This window comes from Streptomyces monashensis, assembly GCF_001866665.1.
In the GTDB taxonomy this organism is placed as follows: Bacteria; Actinomycetota; Actinomycetes; order Streptomycetales; family Streptomycetaceae; genus Streptomyces; species Streptomyces monashensis.
In genome coordinates this window covers 92,760-109,912 of sequence record NZ_MLYO01000009.1, presented here as the reverse complement: position 1 = coordinate 109,912, position 17,153 = coordinate 92,760, and the positions used below count along the sequence as shown (strand labels likewise).

The 17,153-nt window shown below is 72.0% G+C and carries 15 protein-coding genes and 1 pseudogene; 14 read left to right on the top strand and 2 right to left on the bottom strand.

Going from position 1 to position 17,153, the window contains the following annotated elements:
• The first annotated feature begins 37 nt into the window (after positions 1 to 37).
• Genes BIV23_RS01900 through BIV23_RS01890 form a run of 3 tightly spaced genes read left to right on the top strand, consistent with a single transcriptional unit; the run spans position 38 to position 2,031 of the window.
• A complete protein-coding gene (locus tag BIV23_RS01900) occupies positions 38 to 913 on the top strand; it encodes an MFS transporter (protein WP_143079031.1) in 876 nt (291 codons plus the stop codon).
• Between the two features lie 7 nt (positions 914 to 920).
• On the top strand, positions 921 to 1,439 hold the full coding sequence (locus tag BIV23_RS01895; protein ID WP_079172868.1) for a SpoIIE family protein phosphatase: 519 nt from the start codon (positions 921 to 923) through the stop codon (positions 1,437 to 1,439).
• Positions 1,440 to 1,494: 55 nt separating this feature from the next.
• The gene (locus tag BIV23_RS01890; RefSeq protein WP_071378930.1) at positions 1,495 to 2,031 is read left to right on the top strand and encodes a MarR family winged helix-turn-helix transcriptional regulator; all 537 of its coding nucleotides are present in this window, start codon (positions 1,495 to 1,497) and stop codon (positions 2,029 to 2,031) included.
• A 380-nt stretch (positions 2,032 to 2,411) separates the two neighbouring features.
• Here the strand turns inward: BIV23_RS01890 and BIV23_RS01885 are convergent, their stop codons facing one another.
• On the bottom strand, positions 2,412 to 4,202 hold the full coding sequence (locus BIV23_RS01885) for a chloride channel protein (RefSeq protein ID WP_071378929.1): 1,791 nt from the start codon (positions 4,200 to 4,202) through the stop codon (positions 2,412 to 2,414).
• A gap of 280 nt (positions 4,203 to 4,482) precedes the next feature.
• On the opposite strand from BIV23_RS01885, the gene BIV23_RS01880 reads away from it, so the two are divergent.
• From BIV23_RS01880 to BIV23_RS50095, 3 genes and pseudogenes are all read left to right on the top strand, one after another.
• Positions 4,483 to 5,730 (top strand): FAD-dependent monooxygenase, encoded by a 1,248-nt coding sequence (locus tag BIV23_RS01880; protein ID WP_071378928.1) that lies wholly within the window; start codon positions 4,483 to 4,485, stop codon positions 5,728 to 5,730.
• A 654-nt stretch (positions 5,731 to 6,384) separates the two neighbouring features.
• A pseudogene (locus BIV23_RS51410) lies at positions 6,385 to 6,749 on the top strand (PucR family transcriptional regulator); the annotation flags it as partial.
• 460 nt (positions 6,750 to 7,209) lie between these two features.
• Positions 7,210 to 7,698: a DUF4142 domain-containing protein gene (locus tag BIV23_RS50095; RefSeq protein WP_071378925.1), complete on the top strand. Its 489-nt coding sequence runs from the start codon at positions 7,210 to 7,212 to the stop codon at positions 7,696 to 7,698.
• Positions 7,699 to 7,767: 69 nt separating this feature from the next.
• Here BIV23_RS50095 and BIV23_RS01860 read toward each other — a convergent pair whose 3' ends face one another.
• A complete protein-coding gene (locus tag BIV23_RS01860; protein ID WP_071378924.1) occupies positions 7,768 to 9,207 on the bottom strand; it encodes a PepSY-associated TM helix domain-containing protein in 1,440 nt (479 codons plus the stop codon).
• A gap of 423 nt (positions 9,208 to 9,630) precedes the next feature.
• Between BIV23_RS01860 and BIV23_RS01855 the strand changes: the two genes are divergently transcribed.
• The 8 genes from BIV23_RS01855 (at position 9,631) to BIV23_RS01820 (ending at position 17,151) form a co-directional block, all read left to right on the top strand.
• Entirely contained in the window at positions 9,631 to 10,230 is a 600-nt protein-coding gene (locus tag BIV23_RS01855; protein ID WP_245790288.1) for a hypothetical protein, read from the top strand.
• A 39-nt stretch (positions 10,231 to 10,269) separates the two neighbouring features.
• A complete protein-coding gene (locus tag BIV23_RS01850) occupies positions 10,270 to 11,010 on the top strand; it encodes a YcnI family protein (protein WP_071378923.1) in 741 nt (246 codons plus the stop codon).
• A gap of 189 nt (positions 11,011 to 11,199) precedes the next feature.
• Positions 11,200 to 11,445 carry a hypothetical protein gene (locus BIV23_RS01845; protein ID WP_071378922.1) on the top strand — a complete coding sequence of 82 codons (246 nt, stop codon included), beginning with the start codon at positions 11,200 to 11,202 and terminating at the stop codon, positions 11,443 to 11,445.
• A complete protein-coding gene (locus BIV23_RS01840) occupies positions 11,445 to 13,718 on the top strand; it encodes a heavy metal translocating P-type ATPase (protein ID WP_071378921.1) in 2,274 nt (757 codons plus the stop codon). Before BIV23_RS01845 ends, BIV23_RS01840 begins: the two co-directional genes overlap by 1 nt.
• A gap of 35 nt (positions 13,719 to 13,753) precedes the next feature.
• Positions 13,754 to 14,236: a copper chaperone PCu(A)C gene (locus BIV23_RS01835; RefSeq protein ID WP_342746342.1), complete on the top strand. Its 483-nt coding sequence runs from the start codon at positions 13,754 to 13,756 to the stop codon at positions 14,234 to 14,236.
• A gap of 170 nt (positions 14,237 to 14,406) precedes the next feature.
• Positions 14,407 to 15,063: a hypothetical protein gene (locus BIV23_RS01830; RefSeq protein ID WP_071378919.1), complete on the top strand. Its 657-nt coding sequence runs from the start codon at positions 14,407 to 14,409 to the stop codon at positions 15,061 to 15,063.
• Between the two features lie 179 nt (positions 15,064 to 15,242).
• Positions 15,243 to 15,890 carry a sigma-70 family RNA polymerase sigma factor gene (locus BIV23_RS01825; RefSeq protein ID WP_071378918.1) on the top strand — a complete coding sequence of 216 codons (648 nt, stop codon included), beginning with the start codon at positions 15,243 to 15,245 and terminating at the stop codon, positions 15,888 to 15,890.
• A 181-nt stretch (positions 15,891 to 16,071) separates the two neighbouring features.
• Positions 16,072 to 17,151 (top strand): ABC transporter substrate-binding protein, encoded by a 1,080-nt coding sequence (locus BIV23_RS01820; protein ID WP_071378917.1) that lies wholly within the window; start codon positions 16,072 to 16,074, stop codon positions 17,149 to 17,151.
• Positions 17,152 to 17,153: the final 2 nt, after the last annotated feature.

Sequence of the window (17,153 nt, the reverse complement as noted above, 5' to 3'; positions counted from 1 at the left end):
CTCTGTCGGGCCGGCCGACGGGGGCTACTCCCGCTCCGTGGTCGGGCCGAATCTCGCCGATCCAGGCGCCGGCGTGGCATCGATGTCGCACCTGCCTCGACTGACCGGGGCGTTCGTCCTGGCCACCTTCTGCATGGCGCTGGCATCGGCACTGCTGTGGGCTTGGCCGCGCCCCGACCCGCTGGTGCTCGCCCGACAGCAACCGGACACGGAAGAGCAGTGGGGGACCGGAACACGCGTAGAGGCGGCTTCGGGCAAGGCCGTGCCAGACACGCGGGAGTTACAGGTCGGCACACTGCGGGCGGGCTTGCGTCATCTTCGCCACGCGCCACGCGCCACGCGCCACGCGCCACGCGCCACGCGCCACGCGCCACGCGCGGCGTTCGCGTTCGTGACCATCGTCATGGCCAACACGGTCATGGGCGCGGTCATGACGACGACACCCGTCAGCATGGTCGCAGACGGAGCCACTCTCACCCTTGTCGGCTTCACCATAAGCGGCCATCTGCTGGGAATGTACGCGTTCTCGCCCGTCGTCGGCCGGCTCGCCGACAGGATCGGGCACCTGCCGACCGCGGTCGCCGGACAGGCCGTTTCCATCGCGTCCGCGCTGTTGTCGGGCCTGAGCCACGGCTCGGTCGCCATGGTGATGGCAGGACTGTTCCTCCTCGGGCTGGGCTGGTCGTTCAGCCTGGTGGCCGGCTCCGCGATGCTCAGCGACGCCACGCCCGCGGCTCTTCGGCCTGGAGTGCAGGGTATGACGGACACCGCGATGAACGTCGTCGCAGCGGTGGGCGCCGGTCTGGCCGGACCTCTGATGCACACCCTCGGCTTCGGCGGGCTGAACGCCGTCGCCGGAGCCCTGGTCCTGCCCGTGCTGGTCTTCTGGCTCTTCCTCGTTCGAGCCCGTTGAACGGTGCATGCGCGGTGCGGCTACTGCTGACGGGTCCCGCCGCGGCGGCGCACGACGGGAACCCCTGACCGGCCTGCGGGTCGGTCGGGACCGGGAAGCAAACCTCAACGCCGAGCCTCAGCAGGGGCACAGAGCGAGGGATGGTCGACGTGCCAGTAGGTGCTCAGACTACGGGCACCCGGCTCCGATGATCGTCCGTGAGGACGGCCGGGCCGATTCCCCGGAACCGGACTCCTTCGCCCTGCCGCTGGGTCTGGGCGCGCACAGGACCGAGGGGCCGATGCCCTGTCGGGTGGGCTTCGCGTCCGGCGATCAGCAGCTGTTGGTACACATGGACGGTGTCATCGAAGCCAGGGAACCGGGAGGCTCCTTCTGTCCGCTCGGTGACCGGGTGGGCGTGCTGAAGGAACCGGACGCGGACCGCGCCCTCGATGCGCTGCGTGAGGACCTGGTCCGGCACGCTGCCGGGCCGTTCCATGGCGACGCCGCGATGCTCTTGCTCCGCTGTCACGACCACTCGGGGTGAATACCTGTTCCCATCGAGGGAGAGAACAGCGGCCTCGGCACGGTAGAAAGGACGTATGGCGGAGCGACAGACCCCCACGGGTGCCTTGGACGATGTTGATGCGGTCACCAGAGCGGTGCTGACTGCGTCGCGTCTGTTGGTGGCGGTCTCCGCCCGCTCGCTCGCCGCGGTGGAGGAGCGGGTGACCGTCGCCCAGTTCCGGATGCTGGTGGTGCTGTCCACCAGGGGGACGACCAAGCTGGTCGAGCTCGCCGAACTGCTCCAGGTGGCACCCTCCACCGCCATGCGGATGGTCGACCGGCTCATCTCCGCCGGGCTCGCCGACCGGCAGGCCAATCCCGCCAACCGTCGCGAGACACTCCTGCGGCTGACCGAGGAGGGTCGGCGCACCGTCGAGGAAGTCACCGCCCGGCGTCGTGCCGAGATCGCCGCCATCGTCGAACGGCTCCGCCCGATGGAGCGGCTGGCACTCGTCGAGGCGCTGGGTGCCTTCAACGAGGCGGGAGGCGAGCCTCCGGCACCGGGGGCGGACGATCCGGAACCGTACCCGCTCGGCTGGATGGTGGACGGAGCGCTGACGCACGACGCCTGACACGATTGCGGTCGGTCACGCCCGGAACGCTCCGGCCGCCGCATGACGGCCCGTCGCTGGTCAACCCGCCGTCGGGGATCCCGGCGGTCCGGGCGAGGCTGCGTTCGTTGTTCCGATGTTCCCGGAGCCGGATTCAGGGCGGCGCCGCGTGGTTCGCCTCCATCGGCGCCATCTCTCGTGCGGCCGGGCCGACGCCACGCGCCCCGGTCGCATGACGCGGGTCTTGCAGCCCGCGCAGTCGGGGCAGCGTGGCCACTGGAGCGGTGGGCGTACGAGCCTGCAGCCGAGGTGGTAGGTGGCGATGATGTGACCGTGATCGTTCATGGTCACATCGATGTCGTAGGTGGCCTCCCATCCGTGTCCGCAGGCCTGGGGTGCGGTCAGGTGGTCGCGTGCACGGCGCGCAGCGCGCTTTGGTGGCTGAGCCATCCGACCGGCTTGCCCCGCTCCGCGTCGAGGACGGGTACCCCGGTTCCGGAGGCCGACAGCAAGGCGTGCAGGGCCTGGGCGAGGGGCTGCTCGGGTGTCACGGGTGCGGGCGGCGCCGCGAGCTGGGCAATCGTCCGCGGTGCGGCGTCCGGCTGTTCGGCGAGGGCCTCGGCCACGGCCTGCGCGGTGACGACGCCGACGTACTCCCCGGTGCCGTCGACGACCGGGAGGGCTCCGTGGCCGGAGAGGCTCAGGAGATCGGCGGCGTCCGCCAGGGCTGTGGTCGCGGGCAGGAGTGAGGGCAGCGGTTCCATGACGGTCCCGACGTGCTGGGTGCCGATCGCCGCTCCGGGGACGGGGCCTTCGAGGTCGATGCCGCGGCGGCGGAGCTTGAGGGTGTAGATGGTGTCGCGGGAGAGCAGGCGGCTGGTGGCGGTGGCCAGGACGATGGCCAGCATCAGTGGCAGGATGATCGAGTACTCGCCGGTCAGCTCGAAGAGGATGACCACGGCGGTGATCGGTGCCCGGGCCGCGCCGGCGAAGGTGGCGCCCATGCCGATCAGGGCGTACGCGCCCACCGCCCCGGCGGTGCCGGGTATCAGGTCATGGACGCCGATGCCGTAGGCCGAGCCGAGCATCGCGCCGATGAACAGGCTGGGCGCGAAGACGCCGCCCGAGCCGCCGATGCCGATGGTGAGGCTGGTCGCGAGCATCTTGCCGGCCAGGAGCAGGAGCAGGAAGCCGACCGCGTAGCCGCCCTCGGTCGCCTTCTCCAGGACGGGGTAGCCGACGCCGTACATCTCGGGCAGTGCCAGCAGCACCAGCCCGAGAGCCAGTCCGCCGACCGCGGGGCGCAGCCACTCCGGGCCGCGCCAGAGCCAGTCGCAGGCGTCCTCGATCAGGTAGAGGAAACGGGCGAAGCCCATGCCGACCACGGCCGCGACGACGCCGAGCAGGGCGAACAGGCCGTACTGGGCGACGTGGGCGACGTGGAAGGCGGGCAGGGTCAGGAAGGCGACGTCGCCGAAGGAGGCCCGTCCGATGATGCTCGCGGTGACGCTGGCCAGCACCGTGGCGCCGAAGGCTTCCGCCGAGAAGGTGCCGAGGATCAGCTCCATGGCGAAGAAGACACCGGCCAGCGGTGCGTTGAACGTGGCCGCGATGCCGCCCGCCGCGCCGCAGGCGACCAGGAGCTTCGTGCGGCTCTCGGTCGCCTTGGTCACCCGGCCGAGAGTGGAGCCGAGTGCCGAGCCGATCTGCACGATGGGGCCTTCGCGGCCGACCGATCCGCCGGATCCGATGGTCAGGGCGGAGGCGAGCGTCTTGACGACGGCGACCTTGGGGCTGATCCGACCGCCGCGCTGGGCGACGGCCAGCATGACCTCGGGCACGCCGTGCCCGCGGGCCTCCTTGGCGAACCGGTTGACCAGGGGTCCGTACAGCAGACCGCCGATCACTGGCACGAGCAGTACGAAATACGGGCCCAGCCACGGTATGTGCGGATTGCTCGCGCCGGGGGCGGCGGAGTAGTCGGTGCGCCCGGACAGCAGGCGGGTGAAGGTCTTGATGCACCAGCGGAAGACGACCGAGCCGACGCCCGCTCCGGCGCCGACCACCACGGCCAGTGCCGTCACACCCCAGGGGGCGTTCCTCAGGCCCGCGATCGTCGGCGCCGGCGTGAGACTTCGTGCCGTCGTGTCGGCTCCTTGCTCCGTGTCCGTCGCTGCCCGTATGCCGCTCATCGATTCCCCTTCCTTATTTTTGCATTATGCAAAAGAAGACAAGGGTGCGCACCACCTGTCCGCGCCTCGGGACCGAACGGCCCTCGGGCCCGCCCGCACCCGCGCGAGCGGCGCTTTCGCCGACAACTTTCTCGGCTTGATCGGCCGGCACCTCGTGCCGCGCGCCGCCTGTCCGGTCGTTGGTCCGCTCCGATGAGTCTTCGTTGTCTGCGGGCCTTCTTGACGCATGAGCTTTGCATAGTGCAAAACTTAGAGGCCGGAGAGAGGTGGTGTACACCGAATGAGGGTCGTCATCTGTGGGGCCGGGATCGCGGGACTCGCGCTGGCCGGCCGGCTGCACGACGTGCTCGGCTGGGACGTCGTCGTCCTGGAGAAGGAGCCGCGGCCACGCACCGACGGTTACATGATCGACTTCTTCGGGCCCGGATACGACGCGGCCGAGGCCATGGGCATGCTGCCCGCCCTGGAAGAGCTGAGCTATCAGGTTTCCGAGGCGGCCCTCGTGGACGAACACGGTGAGTGCCGGGTCGGGATCCGCTACGACCGCTTCGCGCGCTTCCTGGACGGGCGCCTGCTGAGCATCATGCGGCCCGACCTCGAACTCGCCCTGCGAGAGCGGCTGTCCCTCGCGGTGCGTCTGCGCTTCGGCGTGGGCCCGGCCGGCATCGACGCCCGCCCGGACGGAGTGCGTGTCACCCTCACCGACGGCGACAGCATCGACGCCGACCTGCTCGTCGGCGCCGACGGCATCCACTCCACCGTGCGCGCCCTGGCCTTCGGCGACGAGGCGCGGTACGTCCGCCACCTCGGCTACCACACCGCCGCGTTCACCTTCGACGATCCCGAGGTGCACGCGGAAGTGGGCGACCGGTTCTGCCTCACCGACACCATCGGCCGGCAGATGGGCCTGTACGCGCTGCGCGACGGCACGGTCGCCGTGTTCGCCGTGCACCGCGCCACCGGCGCCCGTCTTCCCGCCGACGTGCGGGCGGCGCTGCGCCACGAGTACGGCACGCTCGGCTGGCTCACGCCCCGCATCCTGGACAACTGCCCGCCGTCCTCCCGGATTTACTACGACCACGTCGCCCAGACGACCCTTCCCGCCTGGAGCTGCGGCCGGGTCGTCCTGGTCGGCGACGCCTGCCAGGCGGTCTCCCTCCTCGCCGCACAAGGCGCCTCCCTGGCGATCGGCGCCGCGTACGTCCTGGCGGACCAACTCGCCCGCACCGCCCGCATCGAGGACGCACTGCACGGCTACGAACGGCGCTGGCGGCCCGTCATCACGCACAAGCAGCAGGCGGCCCGGCGAGTGGCCCGCTGGTTCGTACCCGAGTCACCACGACACCTGCGAATCCGCCGCGCCGCCCTGCGGCTTTCCAACCTGCCCGGTGCGCAACGCCTCGCGGGCATCTCGCTCACGGGGAGGCAGGGGCCGCCCCTGCGACGGCTCGCCTCGATTCCGTCGTGGGTGACCGAGAACCGTGGCTCCGGCCCCGTCCAGGAGGGAGCGGGACCACGCAGACCGTGAACACGTTCGGGGTGTCGCCAACCCCGCGACCCGGAAAGGTCCCGATGTCCTCCAGCCCGAGCACCATGGCCGCCCGCCTGCGCGCAGCCGTCGAAGCCGCGCACTGGCCGTCATTGGCCGGGCTGCTGCATCCGGACGTGACCTGCGGACCACCCGAAGACGGCGTCAGCGTCCGCCGGGGCCGCTCCTGCGTCCTCAGCCACTGTGCCCGCCCGGGCGCCGACGGACCGCGTACGACGGTCGACGAGACCTTCACCTATCCGGCAGCCGTCGTTCTCGGCCTGCGCCGCGCGGGTGCCGCACCCGGGCCCGGGCCAGCGCCCACGGTGTACCAGGTCTACGACCTGGCCGACGGCCTGATCATCCGCGTCACCGCATACACGGACCGTGCGGAAGCACTCGACGCGGCGTATCCCGGTGGCGGCACCGGCCTCCGCTCCTGCGGTTCCTCGTCCGGATCGGCATCGCGCTGCCCGGACGGTGTGCGGTGCGTCAGCGTGGCATCAAAGTCGCGTAAAGATGGCCGGGAACAGGCAATGTCCCCCGAGGGCCGCACGTGGGAACCTGGCTGTGCCGACGGGGGAGTCGCACATCGGGCAGCCGCTGCTCGGAACGTGTCAACGGGCCGGGGGGAAACGCGTGATGGCGTGGGAGATGACCGATGACGAGCTGACGGACTGTGCCCGCATCCTGACCGAGGTCTGCGCGACCGGCCGACGGCTCACGCGCCACGAACGGGAGGCCCCGCGTGCCCAGGGAGAGCGCGCCGCGGAGGCCGGCCAGGGGCTGCGGATCCCGGTGCGCAGGTACCTGTCGGCGACTCGCGCCGTATGGCCCACGCTGCCGTCCGCCGCAACCGAGCGTGTGCTGACGGCGGTCGAGCACGCCGTCGACGCCTTCGCCGAGGGACACGAGCGGGCGCGGAAGCCGAGGAGGCGGCCGCTCGCCGGGAGTTCGTCGAAGACCTTCTGCACGGCCGCAGCGACCTCGGCCGCCTGGCCGGCTCCATGTCCCGGTTCCCGAAGGAGTTCAGCGGGCCAGGCCGGTTGCTCCGCTGCGATCGGGTTGCGTCGTCGGTGCGCTTGTCGTTGATGCGCGGGGCCTTCACCTCGGTCACCCCGGTCGCGGTGGTGACCTTCCTGTACGTTCGACACGGCCATGTCGGAAGGTACGCCCTTCACGCCCACCCGAGACCGATCCGCAGGTCGTGAGCGCGGCGCGGCCGTTGTCGACGGCCCGCTCGACTGTGGTGCGGTCGCGGTAGAGGCCGGTGTCGCCGGAGAGGAGCCCGCCGTCCCCGGGGGCCTCGGTTGCCGAGCAACCCAACCGGGTGAACCATGGCATAGGTGCGGTTTTCATTCTTCGCGTGACAAGGATGGGGATTTCGTCGGGCCTGCACGTGCGACCTGTGGAGGACTCATGCACACGACTCGATCCCGTGCCCGTTCCGCCGCCGTCTGCGCCGCCACTGTCTGTGTCATGGGTGCCACGTCGCTCCCGGCTCTCGCGTCCTCGTCGCCCTCACCGTCGGCGGTCTCCCCCCTGGACAGGCAGCTCCTGACCGCAGCCCACCAGGGAAATCTGTGGGAGATCGCGGTCAGCGGGCAAGCTCAGAGCGCAGCGACCACCGCCTGCGTCAAGCGGGTCGGCGCCGAGTTCATCCGCGACCACCGCGCCCTTGATGCCGGTGTCGTCAAGACCGCGGCACAACTCGGCGTGGCACTGCCGTCCGGGCAATCGGCCGCGCAACTGAGGCAGACCGCCGCTCTCAAGTCCCTCGCCGGGACACCCGCGTACGACGTCGCCTGGCTCAAGGCCCAGTACCCGGCCCACGTGCAGACCCTGGCGCTCATCGACAAGGAGATCGCCTCGGGCACCAGCCCGCTCGTGAAGTCCCTGGCCAAGAGCGCCCGTCCGGTGGTCGCACGCCACACCCAGATGGTCAACCACGGCGTGTGCCACGCGTGACGCCCGCCGACTCATGGGCCTGGATGCGGCGATGTCGCAGGCGTTGGCGCCGTGGCAGCAGGCCCGTGCTCAGGCGTGTGCGTGCCCGGTGCGGCGGCGGGTGGTCCAGCCGAGCAGGATGTCCACCGCGAGGAAGGCGGCGAGCGGGATCCCGAGCAACGGGACGTAGTAGCCGACGACGGCGACCACCGCGACGCAGGGCACCAGTACGTACACCGGCACCTGCCGCCAGGCACCGCGGGGAGGCGGGCGGCCGAAGGCGGAGCCGCGGCCGCGCTGCCACCACATGCGGTAGCCCCACAGGATGAGGAGGATCAGAGCCAGGGCGAGGCCGGCCAGCGCGATCTGGTTGGCGAGGCCGAACAGGGTGCCGGTGTGGGCGTCGATGCCCCACCGGGTCAGTTTGGCCAGCAGCGGGTAGTCGGAGAAGCGCAGGACGTCGGTGACCTTGCCGGTGGCCGGGTCGACGGCGATCGAGTCCTGCTTCTCCGGCCAGCTGCGCTGGATCTGCCGTACGACGTAGGCGGAGTTGGAGTCCGCGGGCGGCACGATTTCGACCGGGTCGGACAGGCCCTCGGCGCGGGCCGTCTTCAGGACGGCGTCGAGACCCACGTCGGAACGTGCGCCGGAGCGCGAGCCCATGTCCATGCTGTTCATGTCCATGCCTGCCATGGAGCCGTGTCCCTCGTGCCCGCTCACCGTCGCGGCCACGGAGGGGGTGGACTGGCCGAGGGCTTGGCGAAGGTCGCCGATGTTCGCTCCGGCGTAGGCGGACCAGGTCAGGCCGGTCGCCGACAGGAAGAGCAGGCCGCCGGCCGCCCACACGCCCACCGTGCCGTGCAGGGTCAGGGAGCGGCGCCGCCCCGTGGTGCCGCGCACCGTGCGGCGGGTGCGGCGCCGGCCGAACCACAGCAGCAGCCCGCCACCCGTGATCACCCACAGCCAGCTGGCGGCGAACTCGCTGTACAGGCGGCCGGTGTCGCCCAGGTGCAGGTCGCGGTGGAGCTCGTCGATCCAGCTGCGCAGCGGCAGGGCGCCGGTGGAGCCGTACTGCTCCAGCGCGCCGCGCACCGTGCCGGTGTAGGGGTCCACGAACACGGCGAGGGTGTGGTCGGCGGCTGTGCCCTTCACCCCGGACAGCAGTACGCGTGTGGTCGCATCCGGCTGCGGTGACGGCCGCACGGCGGAGATGGTGCCCTCGGGGTGGGCCTTGCGGGCGGCGGCCACCTGCTGGGAGATCGGCAGCTTGTGGTCGCCGACCGGAACCGTCAGTTCGTGGGCGTACACGATCTTCTCGGCCTGGAACGAGCCCGCGTACAGCAGTCCGGTGACCGCCGCGACGAGCAGGAAGGGCGCGACGAACACGCCCGCGTAGAAGTGCAGGCGCAGCACCAGGGGGCGCAGTGTGCGCGAGGCCGAGAGAGTCGCCGCAGAGGCAGGGCCCGGGGTCGTCCCACCGGCGTCGCCGGCCGTGCGGGGTGGGGCGTTGGTGGGCGGTTCGACGGACATGGGAGCTGCTCCTGCGACGTATGGGTGTCACGTCAGCTGTCGGCCGAGTGGAGCGGCGAGTTCCGTGCCGTTGGTGTGATGTGGAACACCCGGTGCGGAACACCCGGTCGGTCGGGAGGGTCGGGCGGCCCGGTGTCGTGCAGTTGCGGCACACCCCATGCCACGGAGGTGGATCAGCATGTCCGACACCAGCGGGCCGGAACCCGTCGCCACGTTCAGGGGCCCGGAGGCGGCGGGTGCGCGCCCGTGTTCCTCGGAGTGCCACCGGTGCTTCGATGCCGCCGAAGTGGCCGGGAACTGAACGGCGCTCCCGTCCGACCTATAAGGAGGAGGCAGGTCGACCGGGTAACAGTTCCGTGGGCGGTGATGCGTGTGCCTGGGCCGGGGGAGAGATCCTTTGGACGCGTGGCAGCATCAGGTGCCGTGAGAGTGTCCCTGGCCGTGCGGAGCGTGCGCGCGGCGGTGTTCGCCGTGCTGTGCGTGCTGCTCGCTGCCGGAGGCCATGCCATGGCCACGGGCATGGCGCCGTCGGTGTGGGTGCAGGTCGCCGGGTTCGTGCCGGTCTTCGCGGCCGGCTCTCTGCTGGCCGGCCGTGAGCGGTCGTCGACCGCCATCGGCGCGGGGACGCTGGCCGCCCAGGGCGGGTTGCACCTTGTCTTCCACGCCGCCGAGCCCCGTCACGCCGCGATGGTCATGCACGGCATGCGGATGGTCCAGGCGCCCCACGCGCCGGCACCGCACGCCACCGCCGCGCATGCCGGGGCGGCCCTGCTGCTGACCTGGTGGCTGCGGCGCGGCGAGGTGGCACTGTGGTCGCTGCTGCGGTGGGCGGTCGCCTTCGTGCCGGGGCTCGCCGCCTGGTGGCAGGTGACCGGCGGGACGCGCCGCGCGCCGGCCGGGCCAGGGCTTGTGCGCCGGGCCGCCGGTGAGCCGTGGGCGCCCGGGCAGGTACGGCTGAGGTACACCGTTCACCGGCGGGGGCCGCCGACGGGGATGTCGTACGCGCAGTCGTACGCGATCTGACCCCGACGTCCCTTCTTCCGTACGGAGATCCCTCACCTCATGTCCAGGACCCGCACCATCCTGCGCCGCGCCGGCGCCGTCACGGCCCTGACCGCCGCCGGAGTTCTCGCCGCCGCGGGCGTGGCCTCCGCGCATGTCACCGTCCACCCCGACAGCTACGCCAAGGGCGCCACCGACGGCGTGCTGACCTTCCGTGTGCCCAACGAGGAGGACAACGCCTCCACCACCCGGGTCCAGGTCTTCCTGCCCACCGACCACCCCGTCCTCGGCGTGCTGGTCCACCCGCAGGACGGCTGGACCGCCCAGGTCACCGACACCAAGCTCAAGACGCCCGTCAAGACCGACGACGGCACCATCACCGACGCCGTCTCCGAGATCACCTTCAGCGGCGGAAAGATCGCACCCGGGCAGTACGAGGACTTCAACGTCGCCTTCGGCCAGTTGCCCGACGACGCCGACCAGTTGACCTTCAAGACCCTCCAGACGTACTCCGACGGCAAGATCGTCCGCTGGATCGAGGAGGCGCAGGGCGGCCAGGCACCGGAGAACCCGGCGCCCGTGCTCAAGCTCACCGCCAAGGGCGCGGAAGACGGTACCGGCACCGCGACCGCCTCGCCGGCGGGTTCGAAGGGCTCCGGCAGCGCCGGGTCGACGGCCTCGGCCGGCGACTCGACCGCCCGCGGTCTCGGCATCGCCGGGCTGGTCGTCGGCGTGCTGGGCCTGGCCGCGGCGGGCTTCGCGGTCGTGCGCGGCCGTTCCGCCGGATCCCGGGCGGAGTAGCGCCACCGCCCTGCCGACGGCAGCCGTCGGCAGGGCACCGTTCCGCCGCCATGGCCCGGACACAGTTGTCCCTCACGTGACCCGGACCACAACATCGCTCCGGAACTCGTCCCCCGCAGGCCCCGACTCCTGATGCAGCACGGCGCGATCCGACCGACGCCGTACGGACGTTATCTGGAGACACGGTTGATGGACGAGTCCCGGCACATCTCCTCCGGCGCCGGTGCGGTGTCGCGGAAGCTGGTGCCGCCGCCCGCCCTGTGCGGATTCCTTCTCCTGCTGGCGCTGGTGTTCTCGGTGTCGTACGCCGTCGGTGCCGCCGCAGGGCCCGTCGCGCCCGGCATGCACGGCACCGGCACGAGCCGGGGTGCCGGCGGTTCCGGTGGGGGCGGCGGCACGGACGACATGGGGGACATGCACGGGGGTGGCCACTGATGGGCGGAGAACCGGTGGCCGTCGGCCTGGTGACGACCGACCTGACCGTCGGCGGCATGACCTGCGCGGCCTGCGTACGGCGGGTCGAGAAGAAGCTCGGCAGGCTGGACGGGGTCACGGCGACCGTCAATCTGGCCACCGGGCAGGCGCGGGTGAGCCACCCGCCGCGGATCAGCCCCGGGGAACTCGTCGCCACCGTCGAGAAGGCCGGCTACACGGCCGCCCTGCCCGCACCGCCCCAGCAGTCGGAGAAGCGCGAGGGCACCGACGCGGGCGAGTCCGACGACGCCCGCCGGGAACGGGACCGGCTCCTGATCACCGCGCTGCTCGCGGTGCCCGTGCTCGTGCTGTCGATGGTGCCCGCGCTGCAGTTCCGCAACTGGCAGTGGCTGTGCTTCGCGCTGGCCGCGCCGGTCGCGGTGTGGGGCGCGTGGCCCTTCCATGTGCGTGCGGCGCGTGGGCTTCGGCATGCGGCGGCGACCATGGACACGCTGGTGTCGCTCGGTGTGGCGGCGTCCTTCTCCTGGTCCGCCTACGCGCTCCTCCTCGGGGGCGCGGGGGAGCCCGGCATGCGGATGCCGTTCACCCTGGTGCCCTCGGCTTCGGACGGCGCGGCGCACCTCTATCTCGAAGCGGCCGTCGGCGTACCGCTGTTCGTCCTGGCGGGGCGGTTCCTGGAGGCGCGGGCCCGGCGCGGGACCGGGGCCGCGCTCAGGTCGCTGGCCCAACTCGCCGCCAAGGAGGTGACGATCCGCGAAGACGGCGACGAACGGCTCGTTCCCGCCGAACAGTTGAGGCTCGGGCATGTCTTCGTCGTGCGGCCGGGGGAGCGCGTGGCCACCGACGGGCAGGTGGTGGAGGGCAGTTCGGCCGTCGACCTGTCCCTGGTCACCGGGGAGAGCGAGCCCGTCGAGGTCGGGCCGGGTTCGGCGGTGGCCGGCGGCGCCGTCAACGCCGGCGGGCGCCTCCTCGTGAAGGCCACGGCCGTCGGTGCCGACACCCAGCTGGCCCGGATCACCCGGCTGGTGACCGAGGCCCAGGCCGGCAAGGCGCGGGCGCAGCGACTGGCCGACACGGTGGCAGGCGTCTTCGTCCCCGTCGTGCTGGCGCTGGCCGTCACGTGTCTCGGCTTCTGGCTCGGCGCCGGAGCCGACCCGCAGGCCGCCGTCACCGCGTGTGTGGCCGTGCTCGTCGTGGCCTGCCCGTGCGCGCTCGGCCTGGCCACGCCGACCGCGCTGATGGCCGCGACCGGCCGCGGTGCCCAACTGGGCGTCCTGGTCGGCGGACCCCAGGCGCTGGAGGGGCTCCGGCACATCGACACGGTCGTCCTGGACAAGACCGGCACGCTCACCTCCGGCCACATGACCGTCGCGCGCGTCACGGTCGTGCCCGACGGACTGGGCAGGCAGGCCCTGCTGCGGCTGGCCGGGGCCGTCGAGCACGGCTCGGAGCATCCTCTGGGCCGGGCGATCGCCTCCTGCGCCCGGCGGGAACTCCCCGAGGGGACGCTGCCGGACGTGAGCGAGTTCGCCGCCGTGCCGGGGCGGGGCGTGCGCGGCCTGGTCGAGGGCCGGCGGGTGGAAGTCCTCGCCTGTGACGGCGAGTTGCCCACCGCCCTGGCAGACGCGTTGTCGGTGGCAGAGGCCGCCGCCCACACGCCGGTCCTGGTCTGGGTGGACGGGGTGGCCGAGGCCCTGATCGAGGTCGGGGACGTGGTGCGACCCGGCGGCTACCGGGCCGTGGACCGGCTGCGGCGCCTCGGGGTGCGCCCGGTCCTCGCCACCGGTGACCGTGAGGCACCCGCGCAGGCCGTGGCCGCGGCCCTGGGCATCGATGACGTGCACGCCCGCTGCACCCCCGAGGCCAAGGCCGGCCTCGTACGGGACCTGCGGGAGCAGGGCTACCGCGTCGCGGTCATCGGCGACGGGGTGAACGACGCCGCAGCCCTGGCCGGCGCCGACCTGGGCATCGCCATGGGCAGCGGCACGGACGCGGCCATCGGGGCCGCCGACGTGACGCTGGTGCGCGGGGACATCGAGGCGCTCGCGGACGCGGTCCGGCTCGCCCGGCGCACGCTGGGCACGATCCGGGCCAACCTCGTCTGGGCCTTCGGCTACAACGTCGTGACCGTGCCGCTCGCCATGGTCGGCCTGCTCGATCCGATGCTCGCCGCGGCGGCGATGTCGGTGAGTTCCCTGCTGGTCGTGGGCAACAGCCTGCGGCTGCGCGCCTGGCAGCCCTCGCCCGCTCCCGCCCGGAGGCGTACCCGATGACCGAGCAGAACCTCTGGCGACCCACGCGCCGTCGCATGACCGACACCCTCCTCGCCGCGCTCACGCCCGTGGCCGCCTGCAGCCTCGCCCTGGGCGGACTCACGACCTGGGCCGGGGCCGGGAAGGCGGGCAGCCCGGCCCGGATCACCGTCTCGAACGGGCGGGTCCTCCTGCCGTACGGCGACGGCACGGACACCGCGGCGCTCTTCGACATCGCCAACGTCGGTGGCGCGGACGACCGGCTGGTGAGCGTGACGTCCAACGCCACGCACAGCCGCATCACCCTCAGCGGGCACCGCATGCTGGGCGGCCGGGCCGCCTACAAGACGGACGTGACCTCGGCCGGCGTCCCCGCGGGCGGCGTGCTGTCCATGTCGCCGCGCGGTGTGGACCTGACGCTGCGGGCCGGCTCCGGCTGGCGGGCGGGCGATCTCGTGCCGTTCACGCTCCACTTCGAGCGCAGCGCGCCGGTCGAGACGATCGCGGTGGTGGTCCGTCCGGGCGCCGGTGGTCCGTGATCGCCCGCTCTGAGGGCGGAGAAGTCCTCTCCCAGAGGTCGGGGCAGAGTGTCGTCGAGTTCCAGCCGGTTGTCGTGGGCTGGATCACACCCCGCGGATTGAGTACGGTCCCCCGTGGAGGTCCGTACCCACGCACGACGACCGAAGCCCGGATGCGAGGATGAGGCACCATGACAGCAGGGTGGTGTGCTCGCGCGACACGGGCCGCGGTGTTCGCGGCCATGTGCGTGCTGCTCGCTGCCCTGGGCCACGTCCTGATGTCCGGCACCGACGTGCCCACGTGGGCGCTGGCCGCCGGCGGGGCCGTGACCGGTGCCGTGGGCTGGTGTCTGGCGGGGCGTGAGCGCGGGCTGCCGCTGATCGTGACGGTCGTGGTCGCCGCCCAGACGGTGCTCCACGAGGCGTTCTCCTACGCCCAGTCGACGACCGGCACGTCCGACGGCTCGGCCTCCATGGAGATGAGCGGCATGGGCTCCATGGACATGGGCGCCATGCACGGGGGCCACACGGGCATGAGCCCCATGGATCACATGGGGCACTCCATGGACGGCGGTTCGTCGTCGTTCGGCATGCTCGCCGCCCACCTGCTCGCCGCGGTGCTGAGCGGCCTGTGGCTGGCCTACGGTGAGAAGGCCGCCTTCCGGATCCTGCGGGCGGCGGCCGGACGGCTGGCGGCGCCGCTGCGGTTGCTGCTGGCCCTGCCCGACACTCCGGACCGCCCGCGCGTCCACCTGCGGCGCCGCCGGGCCGGCCGGGCGCCGCGTCTCCTGCTTCTCGTCCACGCGATCACCTCTCGAGGTCCGCCCGTGGGAACCGCTGTCGTCTGAAGACAGCTGGTTTCCCGAGGCCGCCCGGCTCTCCGTGCGTGCCTCGGGCCACGGCCGTACGACCGCGCAGGCGCCGTGGCGCCACAGCGACGCCGTAGGGCCGTCTCTCCCACTCTCACCGGACCTCGCGCTGTGGCGCGCCCTGGTCCGGATCATGGTTGACCCGAGAAGGACACCAGGTGATCACCTCTGCCCTGCCCACCCCGCGCACCCGGAACGAAACTCCGGCAGCGCTCGACGAATCGATCACCGCATGGGCGCTGGCCGCCCGAGGCGGTGACGCGGACGCGGTCGAGCAGTTCGTGGGCGCCCTGCACCGGGACGTCCAGCGCTACGTCGCCCATCTGTGCGGCGACCCCCAGGCCGTGGACGACCTGGCGCAGGACACGTTCCTGCGCGCGCTCGGCAGTCTGCACCGCTTCGAGGGCCGTTCCTCGGCGCGTGCCTGGCTGCTGTCCATCGCCCGACGGGCGGTGATCGACAGTTACCGGTACGCCGCCGCTCGCCCGCGCCTGGCCGACGTACCGGACTGGCAGCTGGTCGCTGAACTGACCCAGCCGTGCGACCTGCCCGGTTTTGACGACGGCATCGCCCTGCTGGATCTGCTGGCCTCACTGCCCGATGACCGCCGGGAGGCGTTCACCCTCACGCAGCTGCTCGGTCTGCCCTACGCGGAGGCCGCCGAGGTGAGCGACTGCCCGATCGGCACGGTCCGCTCCCGCGTGGCCCGAGCCCGCGCAACGCTGATGGACCTGCTGGACGACGGGGGCACCTCCCACGCCGTCAAGGCAGTGCGGGAGGACCAGCCCGCCGCGCTGGCGGCCTGAGCGCCAGGAGGGTGCCGGTGCCGGCTCGAAGAACGGCACCGGCACCCTCGGCGCCGGTGCGGGGAGCGGTTCACCTGCGCCGGATTGCCAACCGGCCGGGAACTCAGGGCGCCTTCGCTCCGACTACTGGAGCGGGTGGCGCAGGCTCGCCCGTGTACCGAGTGGATCCGGGAGTTGTTCGATGCGTTCTCGTGTGTGGGGCGGTACCGCGGCCGTCGGGCTCAGCGGCTTGCTGCTGGCGGGCTGCGGCGGCGGGGGGAAGGACACGGCGGACGGGAACGCGGGGCAGGCCGGGAAGGCGGCTTCCGGCGGCTACCCGGTGTCCGTCACCGACTGCACGGGCGCCAGGACCACCTTCGCCGGCGCCCCGAGGAGAATCGTCACCAGCAACGCCTCCAGCCTGGAACTGCTGCTCCGCCTCGGCGCCGGCGACCAGGTGATCGGCACCGGCTTCCCGCCCGGCAAGGGCACGCTGCCCGGCGCACTCGACGCACAGGCGCAGAAGATCAAGGTGCTCAGCCAGACCGTGATCCCGAAGGAGAAGCTGCTCGGCTCCGGCGCCGACCTCTACATCGACACCTTCGCCTCCATGGGAAGCATGGGAGGCGGAGGGATGGGAGACGCGCCGACGGCGGAGGAGTTCAAGGCGGCCGGGATCAAGCACATCTACCTGAAGTCCACCGCCTGCGCTGCCCAGAGCAAGAGCCCGGTGACCGATCTGTCAGCTGTCGAGGCCGACATCACCTCCCTCGGCGCGGTCACCGGCACGAGCGCTCAGGCGCAGAAACTCGTCGCCGGGATGAAGGAGAAGGTGGCCGCCGTCCAGAAAGCGGTCAGCGGTACGGCGCAGGGCAACCGGCCGACCTACTTCTTCTTCGACTACGACGCCGGTACCAAGCAGCCCTCCGCCACCTGCAACCGCCAGATCGCCAACGCCGTGATCACCCTGGCCGGAGCCCGCAACGTCTTCGCCGACTGCGACGGCGACTACAAGCAGGTCGGCTGGGAGGACGTCATCGCCAAGAACCCCGACTGGATCCAGCTCGGCGTCCGCAACCGCGGCACTGACGCGGCGAACAAGAAGGCGTTCGACGAGGCCGAGCAGTGGCTGAAGTCCAACCCCGCCACCAAGGGCCTGAAGGCGGTCAAGGACGGCCACTTCCTGCGCATCGGCTCCGAGCGGACCACCATCGCGGGAGTCGAGAACGCCGACACGGTCGAGGCCATCGCCAAGGCCCTGTACCCGGGCAAGGTCGCCTGATC